General features: G+C 67.0%; 20 protein-coding genes. 6 read left to right on the top strand and 14 right to left on the bottom strand.

Annotated features, from left to right (window positions below; all coding sequences use genetic code 11):
* Positions 1-543: 543 nt before the first annotated feature.
* The 3 genes from ACVOMH_RS14420 to ACVOMH_RS14410 all read right to left on the bottom strand — a co-directional run bounded on the left by ACVOMH_RS14420 (position 544) and on the right by ACVOMH_RS14410 (position 1987).
* Positions 544-837, bottom strand: coding sequence for a hypothetical protein (locus tag ACVOMH_RS14420; RefSeq protein WP_481552412.1), 294 nt, complete (start codon positions 835-837; stop codon positions 544-546).
* A 333-nt stretch (positions 838-1170) separates the two neighbouring features.
* The gene (locus ACVOMH_RS14415; protein ID WP_481552411.1) at positions 1171-1611 is read right to left on the bottom strand and encodes a hypothetical protein; all 441 of its coding nucleotides are present in this window, start codon (positions 1609-1611) and stop codon (positions 1171-1173) included.
* 82 nt (positions 1612-1693) lie between these two features.
* The gene (locus ACVOMH_RS14410) at positions 1694-1987 is read right to left on the bottom strand and encodes a hypothetical protein (RefSeq protein WP_481552410.1); all 294 of its coding nucleotides are present in this window, start codon (positions 1985-1987) and stop codon (positions 1694-1696) included.
* 712 nt (positions 1988-2699) lie between these two features.
* On the opposite strand from ACVOMH_RS14410, the gene ACVOMH_RS14405 reads away from it, so the two are divergent.
* A complete protein-coding gene (locus ACVOMH_RS14405) occupies positions 2700-3662 on the top strand; it encodes an integron integrase (RefSeq protein ID WP_481552409.1) in 963 nt (320 codons plus the stop codon).
* A 5-nt stretch (positions 3663-3667) separates the two neighbouring features.
* On the opposite strand, the gene ilvD is transcribed toward ACVOMH_RS14405, so the two are convergent.
* Complete coding sequence (ilvD, locus tag ACVOMH_RS14400) at positions 3668-5506, bottom strand: dihydroxy-acid dehydratase (RefSeq protein ID WP_481552408.1); 1839 nt, start codon at positions 5504-5506, stop codon at positions 3668-3670.
* Positions 5507-5705: 199 nt separating this feature from the next.
* Between ilvD and ACVOMH_RS14395 the strand changes: the two genes are divergently transcribed.
* From ACVOMH_RS14395 to ACVOMH_RS14385, 3 genes are all read left to right on the top strand, one after another.
* A complete protein-coding gene (locus ACVOMH_RS14395) occupies positions 5706-6269 on the top strand; it encodes a DUF1190 domain-containing protein (protein WP_057506550.1) in 564 nt (187 codons plus the stop codon).
* A 4-nt stretch (positions 6270-6273) separates the two neighbouring features.
* Positions 6274-7461, top strand: coding sequence for a glutathionylspermidine synthase family protein (locus tag ACVOMH_RS14390; protein ID WP_481552407.1), 1188 nt, complete (start codon positions 6274-6276; stop codon positions 7459-7461).
* A gap of 304 nt (positions 7462-7765) precedes the next feature.
* Complete coding sequence (locus tag ACVOMH_RS14385) at positions 7766-8062, top strand: hypothetical protein (RefSeq protein ID WP_481552406.1); 297 nt, start codon at positions 7766-7768, stop codon at positions 8060-8062.
* Between the two features lie 127 nt (positions 8063-8189).
* On the opposite strand, the gene ACVOMH_RS14380 is transcribed toward ACVOMH_RS14385, so the two are convergent.
* The 9 genes from ACVOMH_RS14380 to ACVOMH_RS14340 all read right to left on the bottom strand — a co-directional run bounded on the left by ACVOMH_RS14380 (position 8190) and on the right by ACVOMH_RS14340 (position 18722).
* Positions 8190-9488 carry a DUF58 domain-containing protein gene (locus tag ACVOMH_RS14380; RefSeq protein WP_481552405.1) on the bottom strand — a complete coding sequence of 433 codons (1299 nt, stop codon included), beginning with the start codon at positions 9486-9488 and terminating at the stop codon, positions 8190-8192.
* Entirely contained in the window at positions 9485-10522 is a 1038-nt protein-coding gene (locus ACVOMH_RS14375) for an AAA family ATPase (protein ID WP_481552404.1), read from the bottom strand. Before ACVOMH_RS14375 ends, ACVOMH_RS14380 begins: the two co-directional genes overlap by 4 nt.
* Positions 10519-11664: a DUF4350 domain-containing protein gene (locus ACVOMH_RS14370; RefSeq protein ID WP_481552403.1), complete on the bottom strand. Its 1146-nt coding sequence runs from the start codon at positions 11662-11664 to the stop codon at positions 10519-10521. Before ACVOMH_RS14370 ends, ACVOMH_RS14375 begins: the two co-directional genes overlap by 4 nt.
* Positions 11661-13229 (bottom strand): DUF4129 domain-containing protein, encoded by a 1569-nt coding sequence (locus ACVOMH_RS14365; RefSeq protein WP_481552402.1) that lies wholly within the window; start codon positions 13227-13229, stop codon positions 11661-11663. Before ACVOMH_RS14365 ends, ACVOMH_RS14370 begins: the two co-directional genes overlap by 4 nt.
* Positions 13219-14211 carry a stage II sporulation protein M gene (locus ACVOMH_RS14360; RefSeq protein WP_481552401.1) on the bottom strand — a complete coding sequence of 331 codons (993 nt, stop codon included), beginning with the start codon at positions 14209-14211 and terminating at the stop codon, positions 13219-13221. The genes ACVOMH_RS14365 and ACVOMH_RS14360 overlap by 11 nt, the downstream gene beginning before the upstream one ends.
* Positions 14208-14885, bottom strand: a complete 678-nt coding sequence (locus ACVOMH_RS14355; RefSeq protein WP_481524204.1) for an RDD family protein — start codon at positions 14883-14885, stop codon at positions 14208-14210. The genes ACVOMH_RS14360 and ACVOMH_RS14355 overlap by 4 nt, the downstream gene beginning before the upstream one ends.
* A gap of 195 nt (positions 14886-15080) precedes the next feature.
* Positions 15081-15620 (bottom strand): gamma carbonic anhydrase family protein, encoded by a 540-nt coding sequence (locus ACVOMH_RS14350; protein ID WP_481552400.1) that lies wholly within the window; start codon positions 15618-15620, stop codon positions 15081-15083.
* 170 nt (positions 15621-15790) lie between these two features.
* A complete protein-coding gene (mnmG, locus tag ACVOMH_RS14345; RefSeq protein ID WP_481552399.1) occupies positions 15791-17680 on the bottom strand; it encodes a tRNA uridine-5-carboxymethylaminomethyl(34) synthesis enzyme MnmG in 1890 nt (629 codons plus the stop codon).
* Between the two features lie 490 nt (positions 17681-18170).
* The gene (locus tag ACVOMH_RS14340) at positions 18171-18722 is read right to left on the bottom strand and encodes a hypothetical protein (protein ID WP_481552398.1); all 552 of its coding nucleotides are present in this window, start codon (positions 18720-18722) and stop codon (positions 18171-18173) included.
* 142 nt (positions 18723-18864) lie between these two features.
* Between ACVOMH_RS14340 and ACVOMH_RS14335 the strand changes: the two genes are divergently transcribed.
* Positions 18865-19827 (top strand): pyridoxal-phosphate dependent enzyme, encoded by a 963-nt coding sequence (locus ACVOMH_RS14335; protein WP_481552397.1) that lies wholly within the window; start codon positions 18865-18867, stop codon positions 19825-19827.
* Complete coding sequence (locus tag ACVOMH_RS14330) at positions 19824-20432, top strand: YdcF family protein (protein ID WP_054660954.1); 609 nt, start codon at positions 19824-19826, stop codon at positions 20430-20432. The genes ACVOMH_RS14335 and ACVOMH_RS14330 overlap by 4 nt, the downstream gene beginning before the upstream one ends.
* A 165-nt stretch (positions 20433-20597) precedes the next feature.
* Here the strand turns inward: ACVOMH_RS14330 and bioC are convergent, their stop codons facing one another.
* Positions 20598-21485: a malonyl-ACP O-methyltransferase BioC gene (bioC, locus tag ACVOMH_RS14325; RefSeq protein ID WP_481524111.1), complete on the bottom strand. Its 888-nt coding sequence runs from the start codon at positions 21483-21485 to the stop codon at positions 20598-20600.
* Between the last annotated feature and the right edge of the window lie 121 nt (positions 21486-21606).

The raw sequence follows: 21606 nt of genomic DNA, 5'->3' as shown, positions 1-21606 counted from the left end.
GGAACGCCCTACGCAGCCAGAAACCGACAATGAAAACGGCAAGGCTTGCGGCTAACGACGACCAAGCTGCTTTGCGTACTAGTTGCGCAGAAATCATCAGAGCCGCCTAACGCCAGAATTAAGCCGGCCCGCGAAGCGGGTTCGGCTTGAATGAACTGTTAGGCCCCGACATATAGTCCGAACCCTTTGCCAGGCGGCCATGGTTGCCAGTTGCCGTTGGGGCTGAGCTCACCATAGGCTGATGCGGTGAAGTCGTAGCCAAAGCAGTAGCCAGCAAGATCATCTCCCAGCAGAACGATATCAGTGCGGTGGAAGTCATCGCCAAGGATGTCTTGAGGCGCGACTGGACCGCTATAGATCATTCGGCCTTTCGCAGTCTCTCCCCACCCAACTGTCCGAAGATACTCAAAGTATTCCAAGGGTAGGCGAGGGAATTTCGACGAAAGGGCTGCGATCTCTGTGTCCAATACTCTTGTAGCTTCCATCGGGGCCTAACGCCTGAGTTAAGCCGCGCCGCGAAGCGGCGTCGGCTTGGACGAATTGTTAGGGCGCGTGCCGAGGGGCATCAACAATGTGGTCTGCATAGAGACGTTCGAGCTCATACATGCGGTCTTCCACTGGGCCAAACATGAGGTCTGACTTGCCGATGCCAAAGGCGGGGCGGTAAGAGCCAGCAAGGGTGCCGTCATTGGCCCGGCGCAGCCATTCGCTGACGTTCCTAAGGGCGATGTCCGCGTTGTAGTAGCGCTGATCGCCGGACGCGATCGCATCTTCAAGCTCGGCAACCACCTCAGCGGCGAGCTTCTTGAAGCTTTCAATCGCGACGTCGTATCTCATGCGCCCTAACGCCAGAATTAAGCCGCGTTGCGAAGCAACGTCGGCTTGGATGACTTGTTAGGCAGTGAGTGGCCAGAACGGTTTGATGCTGCAACCGTGCTCCCCAGCACTGCCACCTTTTGCCGAGCTTGCCACAGACTGCGGGGCGGGGCTTGCCCAGTGAACCTTGAAGCGCGGTGCGGCCGAAGCCGCGGCCATGTGGCACTGGGAAACTGCCGAAGCGGAAACCACCTGAAGGTTTTGTTCCACCACGGCCTAACGCCTGAATTAAGCCGCGCCGCGAAGCGGCGTCGGCTTGAATGAATTGTTAGGCATCAGTTTATGCCTCTGCTATCAATCGTTGTACCGAATTCTAGCTTGGTCAAGGCATTCGTCATCAAGCTTGATTGCTTCTTGCGCAAGGTCGAGCCTGCGAGATTGATAGCTCTTATCTCTTGAGTTCAGAGCTACGGGAAGCAGTGGCTGGAACAAGCTTTTTTCTACATCGCTCATCATGCGGCTGGCAAGATGCATCTCAATTGCTTGGCTGCGAATTGTAGAGTTAAGCATGCAGGACTTAATTGCTCTCCTGTCGTAGCTACTGTTGGCGATGGACTCGTCTCTTTTTGATCTCGCGCTAATCTCCGCAGAAAGCGCGTTGTACTTGTCATTAATTTCTCGATAGGAGGTGATTCGAAACCTCTGATCCTCATCCCACTTTGATTTGATAGTTGCCCATGAGGCCGCGCCCCCTATGAGGATGCCCAGAACAAAAAACACAATCCCTTTCAGCACAGATAACTCTCCTTCTGATGCCTAACGCCTTAGTTAAGCCGCGCCGCGAAGCGGCGTCGGCTTGAATGAATTGTTAGGCGACTCAGACACCTGAGCAGCCCGAGATGGCAAGCCCAACGCTTGACACAAACATGATGACCCCAAGCAGGGCCACAGCCAAAGCGCCGCCGGCGATGCGGACAGAGTGATGCTGGAATGCTAGAGCGGCGAAGAACAGGGAGGCTGTGGCACAGAAGAAGAGGCTGATAGCAAATGCATTTGAGCCGTAGGGCTGGCAGAGGAACGCCCTACGCAGCCAGAAACCGACAATGAAAACGGCAAGGCTTGCGGCTAACGACGACCAAGCTGCTTTGCGTACTAGTTGCGCAGAAATCATCAGAGCCGCCTAACACCTGAGTTAAGCCGCGCCGCGAAGCGGCGTCGGCTTGGACGAATTGTTAGGTGCCAATCTAGCTCACCTGCGGGATGAACGTCCCGACGAACTGCTTGGCCGCGGCAAGTGCCTCGGAGCCGACTCCATGCGCCGCTACCGAGTCTAGTTGGCCAGCTAAGAACTGCTCCCACGAACAGTGCGTAGCTCCGCTGGAGTGTGCGAACCGACCGGTAGCCATCCAAACGGTGCGGTCGTCCCGTACGAAGAGCTCGTACAGCTCTCCGCCCGGAACGTCGCGAACCCACTTCTTTAGAACCTGCGGCTGCGAGTAACTAGCCATTGGCACCTAACTCTAAGTAGACCCCGAAAACGGGGATATGCCGGCATACTCGGGCTGGGCTGGTTGGCTGTCAACGGGGAAATCCTACGTTGAGTCAATTACTTATCTCATTTCCCCGTTCTTGATGCTTCCCCAGACTGGGGTGCATATCAGCGGGAGCGAAGCGATATGTCATATCCACCCGGAAACGAGGGATATCAGCGGCGTGCAGCAGACACCGGCGGGGTGGGGAATGCCGGTGGGACTTCGGGGAAATCACCGCACCGCAAGGCGGCCGTGAAGCGCGGGGGGATCGGGCCACGCCTGCTGCCGCCAATCGCGGCTCATCCCGCCGCCGCAGCGTCAACGGCAGGCAAGCCCAGGTTGCTGGATGAGGTGCGCCGGCACCTGCGCCTGAAGCATTACAGCCTGCGCACGGAAAAGGCCTATGTCGGCTGGATCGTGCGCTATATCCGTTTCCATCGCATGACCCATCCACGCGAGATGGCCGGCGAGCAGGTGGCGGCGTTTCTGTCGATGTTGGCGGTGAAGTGCAAGGTCAGCGCCAGCACGCAGAACCAGGCGTTGTCGGCATTGCTGTTTCTCTACCGCGAAGTGCTGGGCACGCAGTTGCCGTGGATGGAGGGCGTGGTACGCGCCAAGCGGCCCAAGCGCTTGCCGACGGTGTTGTCGCCGCAGGAAGTGCAGCGCCTGTTGCTGGCGATGGACGGCCGCCCGTGGTTGCTGGCCAGTCTGCTGTATGGCACCGGTATGCGCTTGATGGAATGCCTGCGCCTGCGGGTACAGGACGTGGACCTGTCACGCATGGAAATCCTGATCCGTGATGGCAAAGGCGGCAAGGACAGGCGTACGGTGTTGCCGCGCAGCCTGCTGGAATCGCTGCGCAAGGAAATGGAGCGGGCGCGTCTGCTGCACCAACATGACCTGCTCGCCGGGCAGGGGGCGGTGTGGCTGCCCTATGCGCTGAAGCGAAAGTATCCGAATGCGGATCGCGAGTTCGGCTGGCAGTACGTGCTTCCGGCCGAGCGCATCAGTGTTGATCCGCGCGATGGCGTGCAGCGGCGCCATCATGTGGATGACGCGGTGCTGTCACGTGCCATCAAGAATGCGCGCATCCAGGTGGGCATCGACAAGCCGGTGTCGGCGCACACATTGCGGCATTCCTTCGCCACCCATCTGCTCGAGGCCGGGCACGATATCCGCACGGTGCAGGAACTGCTCGGGCACAAGGACGTGGCGACCACGCAGATCTATACGCATGTGCTGGGACGCGGTGCGGGTGGTCTGCTCAGCCCGTTGGACCGGTTGCCGGGAGCGTTGTCGCCCCCGGCGGAGTGAGCCGCTCAGCCGTCGAGCAGGGCGGTGTCGCGCACCGCGCCCTTGTCGGCGCTGGTGGCCAGCAGGGCATAGGCTTTGAGGGCGCTGCTGACCTTGCGCGGACGGGCCTCGGCCGGCTTCCAGCCGCGGGCGTCCTGTTCGGCGCGGCGTCGCGCCAGTTCGGCCTCGTCCACCAGCAGGGTGATACCGCGCTGCGGGATGTCGATGCGGATGCGGTCGCCGTCGCGGACCAGACCGATGGCGCCGCCGGCCGCGGCTTCCGGCGAGCAGTGGCCGATGGACAGCCCCGAGGTGCCGCCGGAGAAACGGCCGTCGGTGAGCAGCGCGCAGGCTTTGCCCAGCCCTTTGGATTTGAGGTAGCTGGTGGGATACAGCATCTCCTGCATGCCCGGGCCGCCCTTCGGGCCTTCGTAGCGGATCACCACCACATCGCCGGCCTGCACCTCGTCGCCGAGGATGCCCTTGACCGCCGCGTCCTGGCTTTCATAGACGCGGGCATTGCCTTCGAACACGTGGATGGATTCGTCCACGCCGGCGGTCTTGACCACGCAGCCGTCGACGGCGAGGTTGCCGTACAGCACCGCCAGCCCGCCTTCGGTGGAGAACGCATGGGCGACGCTGCGGATGCAGCCGTTGGCGCGGTCGGTATCCAGCGACGGCCAGCGCGTGGACTGGCTGAAGGCCACCTGCGTCGGAATACCGGCCGGGCCGGCCTTGTAGAACTGGTGCACGGTCTGGTCGCTGGTCTGGCTGATGTCCCAGCGGGCGATCGCCTCGCCCAGGGTGCGCGCATGCACGGTCGGCACCTCGGTGTGCAGCAGGCCGCCGCGCGCCAGTTCGCCGAGGATGGCCATGATGCCGCCGGCACGGTGCACGTCCTCGATGTGGTACTTGGGCGAGTTCGGCGCGACCTTGCACAGCTGCGGCACGCGCCGTGACAGGCGGTCGATGTCGCGCTGGTCGAAGGCGACTCCGGCCTCCTGCGCGGCGGCCAGCAGATGCAGGATGGTGTTGGTGGAACCGCCCATGGCGATATCCAGGGTCATCGCGTTCTCGAACGCCTCGAAGGTGGCGATGCCGCGCGGCAGCACGCTGGCCTCTTCGCCGCCATACCAGCGGTGGCACAGTTCGACGATCAGCCGGCCGGCGCGCTTGAACAGGCCCTCGCGATCACTGTGGGTGGCCACCACGGTGCCGTTGCCCGGCAGCGACAGGCCCAGCGCTTCGGTCAGGCAGTTCATCGAGTTGGCGGTGAACATGCCCGAGCACGAGCCGCAGGTGGGGCAGGCGCTGCGTTCGATCGCGGCCACTTCCTCGTCGCTGATCGAGGCGTCACCGGCGGCGACCATCGCGTCGATCAGGTCCAGCTTGTGGTCGGCCAGCTTGGTCTTGCCCGCTTCCATCGGCCCGCCGGAAACGAACACCACCGGGATGTTCAGGCGCAGCGCGGCCATCAGCATGCCGGGGGTGATCTTGTCGCAGTTGGAGATGCACACCAGCGCATCGGCGCAGTGCGCGTTGGCCATGTACTCGACCGAGTCGGCGATGATCTCGCGGCTGGGCAGCGAATACAGCATGCCGTCGTGGCCCATCGCGATACCGTCATCCACGGCGATGGTATTGAATTCCTTGGCCACGCCGCCGGCGGCCTGGATCTCGCGCGCGACCAGCTGGCCCAGGTCCTTCAGGTGCACGTGGCCGGGCACGAACTGGGTGAAGGAGTTGACCACCGCGATGATCGGCTTGTGGAAATCGCCATCGGTCATGCCGGTGGCGCGCCACAGGGCGCGGGCGCCGGCCATGTTGCGGCCGGCGGTGGAGGTTTTCGAACGGTATTCGGGCATGGGATAGCGAACGCGACAACGGGCGCAACGGCACCTTGGCCATTGATTCTGCATAAAAAACCCGGTTGCAGCTGCAACCATCGCGCCGCTGTCTGCGTGCCTGCAACTGAAAGCCGATTCAGTTTGATCGCGCTGCCGATTTCCGCCCGATGCGCCGGATCGGGCATCATTCGGAAACGACTTTCACGGGGAATCGACGATGAAGCGATCCAGGACCACCGCACTGCTGCTGATGAGCGCCGCGCCGCTGCTGTTTACCGCCTGCCAGAAGGAGGAAGCCGTGCAGGTGCAGGAAGGGCTGTACACCTCGGTGGAGGCCTGCGGTGAAGCGACCGGTGATCCGTCCGCGTGCCGCACGGCGTTTGCCGCCGCGCAGCAGCAGGCGGCCGACGCCGCGCCCAAGTACGCAAGCCAGGCCGAGTGTGCCAAGGAATACCCGGCCGAGCAGTGCGTGCAGCAGACCACCAGCGCCGGCACCTCGTTCATCGGGCCGATGATGATGGGCTTTTTCATGTCGCAGATGCTCAACAGCGGCCGCGGCGCGGTGGCCGCCCCCCCGGCCGCGCAGCCCGCCTTCAAGGACAAGGCCAATGGCTGGGCCAAGCCCGCACCGGGCGGCAGCGGCGGCCTGAACACCGCCAGCGGCATCGGTGCCGGCAAGGCCGGTCTGGCCCCGGTCACGGCGACCCCGAACCGCGCGGTGACCGCCAGCCGTGGCGGCTTCGGCACGCGCAGCGGCGGCCGCAGCAGCGTCGGCGGTTGATGCGGTGAGGCGTATCGCAATTGCCGAGCGCGGCAACTGGCGCGCGCGCGCGGCCGAGGCCGGGTTCCGCTTCCACACCATCGACGGTGCCCCCTACTGGGACGAAAGCGCGTACTACGCCTTCACCCTGCGCCAGATCGAGCACGACATCGAGGATCCCAGCGCCGAGCTGCATGCGATGGCACTGGATCTGGTCGGCGAGGTGGTGGCCAGCGAGGCGCTGATGGCGCAGCTGGCCATCCCGGAAGTTTTTCGCGACTGGATCGCCGAGAGCTGGCGCCGGCGTGATCCGCATTTGTACGGGCGGCTGGACTTCGCCTACGACGGCACCGGCCCGGCCAAGTTGTACGAGCTGAACTACGACACGCCCACCTCGCTGTACGAGGCGTCGTTCTTCCAGTGGCAATGGCTGGAGGACCAGCGCAACCGTGGCGCGCTGCCGCTGCAGGCCGACCAGTTCAATTCGATCCATGAAACGCTGGTGGAGCGCTTTGCCGAACTGGCGGCGCGGCTGCCGCCGCCGCTGTATTTCAGCGCGGTGGGCGAATCGAGCGAGGACCAGGGCACGGTGGATTACCTGCGCGATTGCGCGGCGCAGGCCGGCCTGCACGGCGCGGCGATCGCGATCGAGGACATCGGCCTGTCGGCCGACGGCCGTTTCACCGATCTGGACGATGGCGTGATCGGCAGCCTGTTCAAGCTGTACCCGCTGGAAGACCTGATGCGCGAGGAGTTCGGCGCGGCGCTGCCCAAGTCCGGCGTACAGCTGCTGGAGCCGGCGTGGAAGGCGGTGCTGAGCAACAAGGGCATCCTGCCGCTGCTGTGGCAGCGCCATCGGGGCCATCCGAACCTGCTGGAAGCGCATTTCGACGATGGCAGCGCGCTGCCGGCCGGCTGGGTGCGCAAGCCGCTGCATTCGCGCGAGGGCGCCAACGTCGCCATGCACATGAGCGATGGCCGCTGGCAGGAAAGCGAAGGGCCGTACACCGGGCCGAGCATCCGCCAGGCGTTCCATGCGCTGCCGGTGTTCGAGGGCAACTATCCGCTGGTCGGCAGCTGGGTGGTGGGCGATCACGCCTGCGGCATAGGCATCCGCGAGGACAACAGCCGCATCACCCGCGACAGCGCCCGCTTCCTGCCGCACGCGATCCTCGATGACGCGCCGCAGGGCAGCACCCGTATCTACCTCTGACTGATCCTGCTTTCGTGATCCTGGTCAAAGCTGCGTCCTCCGGGGCGCAGCTTTTTCTTTTTCAAAGGGAAAAACAGGCCTTCAACAACCGTAATCGGGCGATGAAACCTATCAGGAAAAAGCGGATTTTCCTGGAAATAATTTGTTTGACTTGCCTGTCCGCAGAACGTCCAATGTCCGCGCCAATTCATGAATACGGATGCCGCGATCGGGGAGGTCGCGGTCTCTGCAAGGGCATTACATCCAATTCCTTCAAGGGATAACAATGCTGAGTAAAAACCTTATCGCTGGCGCTGTGCTGGCAATGTTCGCCATCGTACCTTCGGCACAGGCTGATGATCTGGTCTTCACGTTGAAGAACGGGACGTCCGCGGTCATGACCTATTTCCATACCTCGCCTGCCGGCGTGGATGACTGGGAAGAGGACGTGCTGGGTTCGGACGTGCTGGGTGCCGGCGAGTCTGTCCAAGTCACCATTGCCGATGGCCGTACCCAGTGCCGTTATGACATGCGTTTCGAATTCGATGAAGACTCGGGTCTGGACGTCACCGAGGACACCCAGAACCTGTGCGAACTGGGTTCCTATACGATCCACGAGTAAGTTTTCCCGTTGAAGTCCAGCGCCTTTCTGCCGCTGCGGCAGGTGTTGCTTCATCAACCGGATCGAACCGGACTCCTGGTGGGTCCGGTTTTTTTCTGCGGCAACCGTTGCCCTGGCCTCGGCCGGATCAGAGCAGGCCGTCGCGCTTCACGGCCAGGTAGCGTTCCACCAGCGCCGCCGGCAACTCCTCGGCGGTGACATCCAGCACCATCACCCGGTGGCTGCGCAGCGCTTCGTGCGCATCGCTGCGTTTTTGCAGGTAGCGGGCGATCGCGCCGGCCTGCACCGCGTCGGCCAGGGTGTCGACTTCGCGGGTCAGTGCCTCATCCAGCGCCCGTTCGCGCAGGCTGGCCACACACACCAGGTGACGCTTCTGCAGCAGCCGCACCGCGGCCAGCAGATCCTCGATGTCCTCGTCGCGCACATTGGTGACCAGCATCACCAGGGCACGGCGCGACTGGCGCAGCGACAGCTCGGTGGCGGCGGCCAGATAGTCGGTGGCCACTGGCTGCGGCTGTAGGTCGTAGCTGGCGCGCAGCAGCGCATCGATCCCTCCCATGCCACGTTGCGGTGCCACCCAGCGGGTCTGCCCGCCGCTGGCGAACAGGCCCACGCCATCGCCCTGGCGCAGGGCCAGATACGACACCACCAGCGCGGCATTGAGCACATGATCGAAGTGCGACAGCCCGCCGTCGTCGGCCATCATGCGGCGGCCGGTATCGATCAGCATCAGCAGCTGCTGGTTCTTCTCGTCCTGGTATTCGCGCGAGATCAGCTTGCGTGCGCGTGCGGTGGCCTTCCAGTCGATCTGGCGCAGGCTGTCGCCGACGCGGTATTCGCGCATCTGGTGGAAATCGGTGCCTTCGCCACGGCGGCGCTTGAGGTGGGCGCCGACCAGGCGCGAGGCCATTTCCGCGCTGAGCAGCGCAAAGCGGGTGAGCGGGGCGAAGTTGGGATACACGCGCACGGTCTGCGGCGTGCCGGCCAGGCGTAGCTGGCGCCACAACCGCAAGGGCGAATGCAGCCGCAGGTGCACGCCATCGAACACGAAGGTGCCGCGGCTGGCCGGGGTGAAGCGGTAGCTGAAGCGGGTTTCACTGGCGCGCGCCAGCGTCAGCCGGCGCGGCAGGCCCTGGCTGTTCCAGCCATCGGGCAGCAGGTCGAACGCGTCCACGCGCTGGCGGCCGAAGGCATCCAGCTGCAGCCATGTTTCGCGTTCCACGCCCAGCGCCAGTGAATCGGGCAGCTCGCGTCGCACCTGCGGGGTGGGCCGGCGCCACAGCAGCAGTCCATCCAGCAGCGCAAGCAGGGGGATCACGCCCGCCATCGCCTGCCACAGTGGCAACGGCAGGTAATGCAGCGCCACCGGCACGCCTAGCAGTCCCCACAGCACCAGCAGCGCGAGCAGCAGCGGAGCGGGCCTCACTTGCGCGGTGCCTCCACCTTGGCCAGCAGCGCGGTGAGCACATCGTCGGTGGACTGGCCCTCGATCTGCAGTTCCGGGGCCAGGGTGATGCGATGGCGCAGCACCGGTCGGGCGATCTCGCGCACGTCATCCGGGGTGACGAAATCGCGCCCGGCCAGCACCGCCTGCGCGCGTGCGGCGCGCACCAGACCGATGCTGCCGCGTGGACCGGCGCCCAGCGCGATGCCCGGCCACTTGCGCGTGGCGGCCACGATGCGCACCGCGTAGTCCACCACCTGCGGATCGACGGTGATCGCGGCCACCGCCTTCTGCAGCGCCACCACATCGGCGCCACTGAGCACGCGCGGCACCTGCGCCAGGTTGAAGTCGCTGGCGGTACGGCCGGTGGTGATGGCCTGCACCATCTGCTTCTCGTCCTCCAGCTGCGGGTAGTCGATCAGCACCTTGAGCAGGAAACGGTCCAGCTGCGCTTCGGGCAACGGGTAGGTGCCCTCCTGCTCGACCGGGTTCTGCGTGGCCAGGGTCAAAAACGGCGGGCTCAGCGCGAAGCCCCGGCCTTCGATCGTCACCTGGCCTTCCTGCATCACTTCCAGCAGCGCCGACTGGGTCTTGGCCGGGGCGCGGTTGATCTCGTCGGCCAGCAGCAGGTTGGTGAACACCGGGCCGCGGCGGATCTTGAAGCTCTCGGTCTTCGGGTCGTAGACCGCGTGGCCGCTGACGTCGCTGGGCATCAGGTCCGGGGTGAACTGCACGCGCGCGTAATCCAGCTCCAGCGCCTGCGCCAACGCGCGTACCAGCAGCGTCTTGCCCAGTCCCGGCACGCCTTCGATCAGCACATGTCCGCCGGCCAGCAGCGCGATCAGGATCTGGTCGAGCACATCGGCCTGGCCGATGAAGGCCTGGCCGACCGCGTCGCGGATGCGTTCGACGCGCTCGATCAGCCCGACATTGCCTGTCGCAGGCGGGGCTACCGGGGGCGGCGGTGTCACAGGCGCGTCACCGGGAAGGGCGGGGGGAGTCGGCAGATCGGTCATAGCTGGTTTCTCATCTGGATCAGCAGTCGGATGCGCTCGCGCAGGGCGGTGTCGTCCTGCGAAGCGGGCAGTTGCAGGGCGCTCTGCACGCGGGCCAGCGGCCACTGCAGATGCTCGGCGATGGCGTGGGCCTGGGCATCGCCGGTCAAGGCCGCGGCCAGCGGCGCGCGCCGGCGCAGACGGGCCAGGAAGGCCTGACGCACGGCGTCGTACAGCAGCGGCGTCTTGCCGTAGCGGTGCAGGTGTTCGCCGCTGGCGCGGACGTGTTCCAGCAGCGACCGCCGTTCCTCGCGCGGCGAGGGCAGCAGCGCACCAAAGCGCTGACTGCGCGTCCACAGCCAGGCCAGCATCGCCAGCAGCAGGGGCAGCCATACCGGCCAGCCGCGCTGCAGCACCATCTTCCACAGCGAGGGCGCCTGCACCGCGTAGACCAGATGGACCGTGCCCTTGCCATAGTTCGGGGCCAGCAGCACGCGGGCCAGATCGCGATGCGGGATATCGCGCAGGCCGCCCTTCGCGCCGTTGCCATTGCGCAGGAAGTCCATGTCCGCCAGCACGTCCACGCGGCCGATACCGTAGCGCAGGCGCGCATAGGCCAGGGTGTCGTCCAAGCCATCGCCCCAGTGCAGCTCGATACGTCGGCTGCCGGCGAGATTGAAGCGGGTGCCCGAACAGAACTCCTGATGCCGCTCCTGGGCGGCGACCTGCCAGGGCTGGCAGCGCGCCGGGACCTCGCTGGGGAGGATGCCCAGGCGGCCCAGCAGTGTGGCGGGGCTGTCGGGGCGGTCATCCCCGGCCGCAGGCACCTGCAGCAGCAGATGGCCGCCGCCCTGCACCCAGTCCAGCAGCGCGTCCACCTGCGGCCGCGTCAGCTGGCGCGGATCCTCCAGCATCAGCACGGTGTCGTGTGGCTGCAGCGCCATTGCCGGCAGGTCCAGCTGGCGCCGCGACTGCGCGCTCACGCCCTCCTTGCGCAGGGCCTCGCGCAGCGCGAACAACGGGTTGTAGGTGGGTTCGCCATAGGCCGGCAGGGTGATCTGCTCGGGCACGCGTTCGAAGCTGCGCAGGAACCAGATCACCGCCGCGGCGCCCACGGCCAAGGCCAGCAGGAGCAGTGCCGCGTTGCGCCAGCGCGGACTCATGCGGGCCACCCGTAGTGGCGCTGCAGATCCTCAAGCAAGGCGTCGAACTCGTCGGCGCTGGGCAGGCGGCCGGCATAGGCGGCGTACTGCCAGGTGCGCACCATGCGCGCGAACAGCTGGCGGTCGGCGTCCACCGGCATGCGTCGCGACGCGCGCAAGCACTGGGCTTCGGTGGCACCGGGCGGCAGCACCACATCGGCGCGCTGGCCCAGCTCCTCCACCGCGGCGCGGTACAGCAAGGCCAGTGCGTGACGCGGCTTGCCCTCGCGCCACAGCCGGCGCGCGCTGCCGGGGATATCCGGCGGCAGCCTGTCGGGCAGTTGCAGCGCTTCCTGGGTGACCGGGGACTGCACGGTGCGTTTGCGCCGGCCACTGCCACACAGCCACGGCAGCCACCAGCGGGCGGTGAGCAGCAGCGCGATCAGCAATGCGCCAACCACGATCCACAGAAAGCTCTCGCTGACCAGCGCCAGGAGCGTGCGGATGCCGTCCAGGTCCGGCGCCCACTTGTCGCCCGGGGTGTCCCGTTCCTGCTGCGTGGCATCTTGCGTGCGCTTCCAGCGGCTGACGTTGCGCTGGGCGCCCAGCTGCGGGTCTTCGTAGGCGCGTGCGGCCGCCTGGCGGAAGCTGGCGGTATCGGCGTGCGTGGGGCCGAACACGGTCGCTGGCGTTGCGCCGCTCGCCGCATGTGCCGCCAGGTGCTTGTGATTGGCGTGTTGCTTCTGCAGGTCTGCAGCGCCGTCCTGGGCCTGGGCGGAATCACCGGGCAGGGCGATGGCCAGCACCAGCAGCAGGAGCGGGGCCAGCCGCGCCAGGCGGTCGCGCATCCGGCGGAAGGCGATTTCCACATCCCAGGCCTCCAGCTGGGTGCGGCGGTTGAGGTACAGGCCGAAGCCGGCCCCGCTGTAGAACGGGCCGATGAGTGTCAGCGCCGCCCACGCCAGCAGGTTGAAGCCGATCCACGCCCACGCCGGGGTGTCCTCGCCGATCAGCGACCACGCCGCGCGCAGCGATTCGGACAGCAGCTCCAGCGGCACGAACATGAACACCAGCGCGATCCCGGCCAGCTGCAACACCCACTCGAAATGCCAGCACACCAACGTCAGCAGGCTGGCATGGCCATAGCTGGCACCGCCCAGCACCCGCCGCCGTTGCCGGCGCTGCGCCGCGTCGCCGCCTTCGAGCAGGTCCACCGGCATCATCAGCGACCGCGCTGGACTGAGCCGCCGCCACAGCAGATACGGCCACAGTCCGCGCCAGCCCCAGCTGCGCTGCGCGCGCAGCGTCTGGCCCGTGCTCGGGGCGGCACCGAAGGCGCCGCGCGAGATCACGTACAGCGGGATGCGCTCGAACACCGGCTTGAGCCACCACAGCGTGAACGCCGCCAGCCAGAAATTGTCCAGCCACCAGCCGGCCAGGTTCAGCAGCGCGAACACCGGCAGTGTCAGCAGCAGCCACGGCTTCCAGATCGCGCCGGCGTGGCGGCGCACCAGCGCGGTGCCCAGTTCCATCGCCTCCCACGGCGAGCGCGCGCGCAGCACCACGTCGAGCTGGTCAATCCGCATCCGCCGCTCCCCGCCCGCCGCGCCACAGCCAGAAGATCACCAGCGCCCACAGCACGCCGGAGACGCTGAACTTGCCCCACGCCGGCACGGCCGCGGTGGAGGACCAGAACGCCTCGATGAAGGCGGCCACCAGCAGCATGAAGGCCACGCCCAGGCACAGCCGCGCGCCGATCACGCCGCCTTCGACCAGCGCGTCGATCCGGCGCTTGCGTCCGGGCGCCAGCAGCCTCAGTCCGAGCTGCAGGCCGGCGCCGCCGGCGATGACGATGGCGGTCAGCTCGAACGGCGCATGGCCGACCACGAAACGCCAGAACGGATCGCCGAAGCCGACCTGCTGCAGGTGCCCGGCCACCGCGCCGATGGTGATGCCGTTGAACAGCAGCACCAGCACCGTGCCGATCCCGGCCAGCAGGCCGCTGGCGAACGTGCGCAGGCCGATGCTGATGTTGTTCATGATGTAGTGGCCGAACATCGCCCAGTCGGTGCCGCTGTCGCGGCCCAGGCGGTCGGCGGCCGGGTCGTACATCTTTTCCATCTGCGCGATCTGGCGCGGGTCCAGCAGCAGGTGGATCAGCTCGGGCTGGTATTGCAGCAGCACGAAGATGCCGACCAGTGGCAGCACGAACAGTGCGCACGCCACCGCCATCGCGGCGGCCTGGCTGCGCACCAGCTGCGGGAAATCGGCAACGAGGAATTCCACCGCGCGCTGCCAGCGCGGGGCCGGGGTGCGGTACAGCAGGCTGTGGCCACGCTGCATCAGCTGCTGCAGGCGCTCGACCAGCTGCGGGCTGTACCCGCGGCGGCGCGCCAGTGCCAGTTGCTGGCACAGTCGCCGGTAACGTTCGGGAATGGTTTCATCGCCGGGCAGGTCCGGGTCCCGCGTGCCGCGCGCCTTGCGCGGGTTCTGGCCACGGCGTTGCAGCCAGTGCTCGAACTGCTGCCATTCGTGCTGGTAGCGGGCGACGAACTGTTCCTGTCTCATCGCCGCCCCAGCAGCCAGTTGGCCATCGCATACAGGCGCAGCACGCCGGCCTGGCCACGCGCCTCGCTCAGTACCGAGGCGATATCGCCCAGCTCCTGCTGCCGCGCCGGAGACAGCGCCGGGGCGCGTTCGGCGAAGGCCATCACCGCCCTCTGTTCACCGGGCTGCAGTGGCAGCGGCGGGGCCAGCGCCGCGTCGGTGCGGGCCGGCACCGATACGGTACGCGGCGGCAGATGCACCACCAGCGTGCCGGCGACCAGATCGCCCAGGCGGCGGCCGTACGGGTCGTACAGGCAGCAGATCAATCCCAGTGCGTAGCCGAACGGGAGCATGTCCACGGTGCGCAGCAGGTTGCGCACGATCGCCGCCATCCAGCCCAACGGCGCGCCGTCGCGGGCGATCACGCGCAGTCCCACGGCCTTCTTGCCCAGGGTCTGTCCCAGCCAGACCTCGAGGATGATCGGATAGGCCCAGAACATCAGGAACATCAGTCCCAGATACAGGCCCTGGCCCAACCCGCCGAGCAGCGCCAGCAGCGGGCTCATCAGCGTCAGCACGCCAACGCGCACCATCAGATCGATCAGCCAGGCCAGCGCCCGCGGCACCGGTCCGGCGGCGGGCAGCTGCAGGGGCACGCCCTCAGGCGTGATCACTTCGCGGTAGGTGTCCAGCATCGCTGGCGCCGGTGTCACGGCACCACCGCGGCGATGTTGAGGTAGGCCCGGCAGCGCGGGAAAGTCCGGTTTCCAGCCCGGACAGGTGCCAGGGGCATGCGGGTCTCGATGGCGTCCTTGATCAGCGGCGACTTTAACCGCGGTCCTGTGGAAAGCCCAGCCCACCGTCGCCTGCGCCTGCAACCACCGCCGGGATCAGCCGGGCATCGAGCGGTACTGGTCCTTGACCTTGACGTAGTGGTCGGCCGAATAGCGCAGGCCTTCGATGTCCTTGTCGCTGAGCTGACGCATCAGCCGCGCCGGGTTGCCGGCCCACAGCTCGCCGCTGCGCACCACCTTGCCCGGGCCGACCACCGCACCGGCGGCGATGAAGGCGTTGGCCTCGATCACCGCGCCATCGAGGATGCACGCGCCCATGCCGATCAGGCAGTAGTCGCCAATTGTGCAGGCGTGGAGGATGCAGCCGTGGCCGACGGTGACGCCTTCGCCGATCAGCGTCGGGTAGCCGCCCTTGTTGTACGGACTGTCGTGGCTGACGTGGATGATGGTGCCGTCCTGCACATTGCTGCGCGCGCCGATGCGGATGTGGTTCACATCGCCGCGGATCACCGTGCCCGGCCAGATCGAGGCGTCATCGCCGATCTGCACATCGCCGATGATCGTGCACGCCGGGTCCACGTACACGCGTTCGCCCACAACGGGCATCTTGTCCAGGAAGGGGCGCAGCGAAGTCATGGCGGAATTCATTGGTGGGATTGCAGTCACGATGATACGCAGTGGCGCCACCGCGTCCCAGCGCGCTGCGGCGCTGGCGCGGCATGCAATGCCTGCACCGGCCCGACGCGCAGGGAGCAGCAAGCTTCCACGCCACGGCGGTTACTCGCCGCGGCGATGCCGCGTGCTACTCAGGCCACCTTGCCGCGGCGCGCGCGCTCCAGATGCACCAGCAGCAGCGAGATCGCCGCCGGGGTCATGCCCGGGATGCGCTGGGCCTGGCCGATGGTCTGCGGGCGCACGCGCTCGAACTTCTGCAGCGCCTCGGCCGAGAGGCCGTGCACGGCGGCAAAGTCGAAGCCCTCGGCAATAGCGGTGTTCTCGTGGCGCTGCTGGCGTTCGATCTCCACCCGCTGGCGATCCAGGTAGCCGGCGTACTTGACGCTGATCTCCACCTGTTCGGCCACGCGCGGATCGTCCACCGCCGGGCCCAGCGACGGCACCTGCATCAATTTGGCGTAGTTCAACTCCGGGCGCTTGATCAGGTCCAGCACACTGGTCTCGCGGGTCACCGCCACGCCGGTGGCCTCGGCCACTTCGCGGCCCAGCGCGTTGGCCGGGGTGGCCCAGAGGCCGCGCAGACGCGCGCTTTCGCTGGCCACCGCCGCCTGCTTGGTTTCGAACGCGGCCCACCGCCGGTCATCGACCAGGCCCAGCTCGCGCCCGGTCGGCGTCAGCCGCGTATCGGCGTTGTCCTCGCGCAGCTGCAGCCGGTACTCGGCGCGGCTGGTGAACATGCGGTACGGCTCGCTGGTGCCGTGGGTGATCAGGTCATCGACCAGCACACCGATATAGGCCTCGTCGCGGCGCGGGCTCCAGCCTTCACGGCCCTGCACGAACAGCGCGGCGTTGATGCCGGCCAGCAGGCCCTGCGCGCCGGCTTCCTCGTAACCGGTGGTGCCGTTGATCTGCCCGGCGAAGAACAGCCCGGACACCTGGCGGGTCTCCAGCGTGTTCTTCAGTCCGCGCGGATCGAAGAAGTCGTATTCGATGGCGTAGCCGGGACGGGTGATGTGCGCGTTTTCCATGCCGCGGATCGAACGCACCAGTTCCAGCTGCACGTCGAACGGCAGCGAGGTGGAGATGCCGTTGGGGTAGATCTCCACCACGTCCAGGCCTTCGGGCTCGACGAAGATCTGGTGGCTGGCCTTCTCGGCAAAGCGCACCACCTTGTCCTCGATCGAGGGGCAGTAACGCGGGCCGATGCCTTCGATCTGGCCGCTGTACAGCGGCGAACGGTGCAGCGCGCCGCGGATGATGTCGTGGGTGCGCTCGCTGGTGTGGGTGATCCAGCAGCTCACCTGCCGCGGGTGCTCGGCCACATTGCCCAGGTAGGACATCACCGGCAGCGGATCATCGCCGGGCTGTTCGTCCATCACGCGGTAGTCCAGCGAGCGGCCGTCGATGCGCGGCGGGGTGCCGGTCTTGAGCCGGTCGATCACGAACGGACGCTCGCGCAAACGCGCGGCCAACGTGGTCGCCGGTGGATCGCCCATGCGCCCGGCGGTGTACTGGGTTTCGCCGATATGGATCTTGCCGGCCAGGAAGGTGCCGGCGGTCAGCACCACGGCCGGCGCATGGAAGGTCAGCCCGGTCTGGGTGATGGCGCCACGTACCGCGTCGCCCTCGATCACCAGATCATCCACCGCCGCCTGGAACACGGTCAGGTTGGGCTGCGACTCGACGATGCGGCGGATCGCCATGCGGTACAGGTTGCGATCGGCCTGGCAGCGGGTGGCGCGTACCGCCGGGCCCTTGGAGGCGTTGAGCATGCGCCACTGGATGCCGGCCAGGTCGGCGGCATGCGCCATCGCCCCGCCGAGGGCGTCGATCTCCTTGACCAGATGCCCCTTGCCGATGCCGCCGATGGCCGGGTTGCAGCTCATCGCGCCGATGGTTTCGACGTTGTGGGTCAGCAGCAGCGTGCGCGCGCCACCACGGGCGGCCGCAAGGGCGGCCTCGGTGCCGGCATGGCCGCCGCCGATGACGATGACGTCGTAGTGGGAGAAGGAGTCGCTCATGGCGTGGGATCGGAGTCGGAAGTGTGAGGTCTGTCGGCAGGACTGAATGGGCGCGCCAGCCGACGGGGTGTCGATTTTACCGCCAATGGTCGCGCGGCTGCGCCGGACCTAAAGTTGGCATGCAACCTGCTGTTACCCCTTGCACCCAGCGTGGCATGCGACACAGGCGCAGCAAGGTCGGAATTGGAACAGGGGCCGACCGGAGCGCACGCTGGGGTAGCACAGGGGCCGGTAGTCGGGGGACTGCCGGCCCCGTTCTTTATCCAGGCGGTACCGCGGTAAAAGCAGGAAAAACAAAGCCCCGGGAGACCGGGGCTTTGTTCTTTATTAAGGCGCCGATGTCCGACAGGGCCGGAACAGGGGGGATCCAGAGTTCCTGACGGACATCGACATGGATAGGTCCGGATGAAGCCGGTTTGGGTCAGTTTGCGACGCAACCGGTCACCACGTGCCGCCAAGATTGCCCAAGTCTTCGCCGATTGCAACCCTTTTAGCGTTCCTGGATGCGGGCTTCCTGCCGTTCACGGTTATGTGACGGCTGTCGGGCAGGTGCCGCCGGTCGCGGCTGCATCGCCGGACGCGGCGCAACCGCCTGGGGCCTGGGCATCGCGCGCTGCACCGGCTGGACGGCGGCCGATCGCGGTTGCTGCGGGCGCTGCAGCCGGTCCAGGTCCCGCCACGGTGACTTGCCACCGCCGCCGTTGACCGGCGGGGTCGGGCGCGGCGGCCGTGGACCATGGCCGTTTCCATCGCCATTGCCCGGACGCGGGCCATGGCCCTGCTGCGGCGGGCGCGCTGGCGGACGGTGGTTGTGCTGTGGGCGATAGATCGGATAACGCCCGCCGTAACCGCCATACCCGTAGTAGCCGCTGCCGTAGCCGTAATAACCGTCATAGCGGCCATAGGGATAGCCATACGGGTAGCTGTACTGCACCGAGGGCGAGCCGTGGTAGTAGCCGCCTGCGCCGCCGCCGACATAGTCGTAGGTTGCGCAAGCGGACAGACCAAGCAGCAGCCCGGCGGCAATGATCAAGCGCTTCATGATGCGTGTCCCCCCGTGGGTGTGGTGCCAGCTTCGGCGGACCGCGTTGAATCGGTCCTTAACTCCGTCCGGCGGAACTGAATGATGGCCATCGCAACCACCGAGATGGTCCGATGCTTGGGGCCTACGTTAACCTTTCTGCATGAAAGAACTTTCCCTGCCCGGAGTGGCCGATGTGCTGGCAGCGGCGGCACGCATCGCACCCCATGCAAGCGTGACCCCGGTGCTGCGCTCGCAGGTGCTGGATACGCTGAGCGGCGCGCGCCTGCACTTCAAGGCCGAGCATCTGCAGCGCAGCGGTGCGTTCAAGTTCCGTGGTGCCTGCAACGCGGTATGGGCGCTGACGCCGGAACAGGCCGCGCGCGGGGTGGTGACCCATTCCTCCGGCAACCATGGCGCGGCGCTGGCGCTGGCGGCCCAGTCGCGCCGCATCCCGTGCCATGTGGTGGTTCCCGAGGGCGCGGTGGCGGCCAAGCTGGCCAATATCGTCCGCCATGGCGCGGTGCTGTGGCGGTGTGCGTCCACCCAGGCCGCGCGGGAGGCCGAATGCGCGCGGGTGCAGGCCGAGACCGGCGCCATGCTGGTGCATCCCTATGCCGATGCGAAGGTGATCGCCGGGCAGGGCACCGCGGCGCTGGAGCTGCTGCAGCAGTGCGATACGCCGCTGGATGTCCTGATGGTGCCGGTGGGCGGTGGTGGCTTGGCCGCGGGCACGCTGCTGGCACTGCAGCAGGCGGCCACACGGTGCGAGCTGGTGCTGGCCGAACCGGCCGGCGCCGACGACACCTCGCGGTCGTTGGCCAGCGGCCAGCGCCAGCCCGATTTCGTTCCCGCCACCGTGTGCGATGGTCTGCGCGGCGCGCTGGGCGCGCCCAATTTCGCCCTGCTGCACGGCCGGGCCAGCGTGATCACCGTGGACGATGACGCTACCGTGGCGGCGATGCGCCGGCTGTGGCAGGTGCTCAAGCAGACCGTGGAGCCGTCCTCGGCGATCGCGCTGGCCGCCATTCTGGCCGACCCGGCACGGTTTGCCGGGCGCAACGTCGGGGTGATCCTGTCCGGCGGCAATGTCGATCTGGACGCCCTGCCGTGGAGTCGCCCATGAGTGCCCGGCAACGGTCGCCGGGCCTGCTCGGATGGCTGTGGCGCCTGGGAGTGCTGCTGCTGTTGTGGCTGCTGGGGGTGGCGGCCTGGATCATCTGGGTCGGCGATCGCGACCAGGCCGCGCCGGCCGACGCGATCATCGTGCTGGGGGCGGCGGCGTATGACGCCCGCCCCTCGCCGGTATTCGAGGAACGCATCCGCCATGGGCTGGACCTGTATCAGCAGGGCTACGCCCCGAAGCTGATTTTCACCGGCGGCTTTGGCGGCGCGCGTGCCCGCTTTTCCGAATCACAGGTGGCGCGGCGTTATGCGCTCAGGCAGAACGTGCCCGACCGCGACATCCTGATCGAGACCCGCTCGCGCACCACCCGCCAGAACCTGGTCGAGGCGCGGCAGCTAATGGCCGAGCACGGCATGCACAAGGTGATCGTGGTCAGCGATCCGCTGCACATGGCGCGCGCGCTGCGGCTCTCGCGCGAGCTGGGCATCGACGCGCTGGCCTCGTCCACACCCAGCACGCGTTTTCGCAGCTTCCACACCAGCTGGCGCTTCCTGGCGCAGGAAATCTATTTCTTCCACCGCGACCTGTTCGCCAACGGCGCCTGAGCGGCCATACCGTATCGATCAGGTCCGCGCCTGCTACGCCGGCCCCTACCGGAGCCGACGACGCTGCGCACGCCCTCAACGGGACGCACGCGAAACCGGGTGCGTGGCGGTGGTCATGGCCAGTGCCGCGGGTACCCGCGCCGCCGCCGTCGCGAATCTGCGGATTCAGGCTTGCGGTTTGCGCCGGATCGGAATGGCCGAGACCGGCACCGCGGCCACGTCATGGCCATGCTCGCGGATCGGTGCGCCCGGTTCCGGCGCCCAGGCGTGGGCGTAGATGACTTCCCAGCTGCTGGGCAGCTTGCCGTCGGTGCGGCGCAGCGGCTCGTAGGCGGCGCGCGCGGCGGCAAAACGGCCACGCCCGGTCAGCGTGTGGCGGCGGCTGTGCATCGCGTTGGTCGCGCCGATCGCCTTGAGTTCGCGCATCAGCGCCGGCAGCTCGTCGTAGGTCAGGGTGAACAGGTCGCGGTCCAGCACCGGGTCGCGGAAGCCGGCCATCATCAGCGCATCGCCGAACTGGGCGATCGGCGCGAAGTGGCTGACGTGGGCCGTGTCATCGGCCTGGGCGAAGGCCTCGCGCAGTTCAACCAGCGTGTCCGGACCGAAGGTCGAGCACACCAGCAGGCCGCCGGGCTTGAGCACGCGGCGGAAACCGGCGAACACCGCCGGCAGGTCTTCCACCCACTGCAGGCACAGGTTGCTGAAGATCACATCGACGCTGTTGTCGGCCAGCGGCAGGGCGCGCGCATCGGCGCATACCCGCGCGAACGGCCGCCACCAGCCGGCCTGCTTTTTGGCTTCGGCCAGCATCGGCAGGGCCAGATCCAGCGCGATCACCTGCGCCTTGGGCCAGCGCTTCTTCATCGCCGCGGTGGCGTGGGCCGGGCCGCTGCCCACATCCAGCACCACCTGCGGCTGCCGGTCTTCCAGATAGTCCAGCGATTCGAGCAGGCGTTTACCCACTTCCTGCTGCAGCACCGCGGCGGCGTGGTAGCTGGAGGCGGCACGCGAGAAGGCGCGGCGGACGTGTTTGGGATCGAACAGGGAGGACATGGCAGACACGCAGGCAGGAACGGGGATCGACAGGGACGGTGCGCCGGTGGGGCGGGCATCAGTTCAATCGTGGGGGGAAATACAGGGGCACATGATCGGCGATGGCGGGGCAATACGGGCC

The organism is Stenotrophomonas sp. STEN013, from assembly GCF_056760355.1.
Note: the sequence above shows the minus strand (reverse complement) of the source record. Positions and strands in the feature narration are given on the sequence as shown.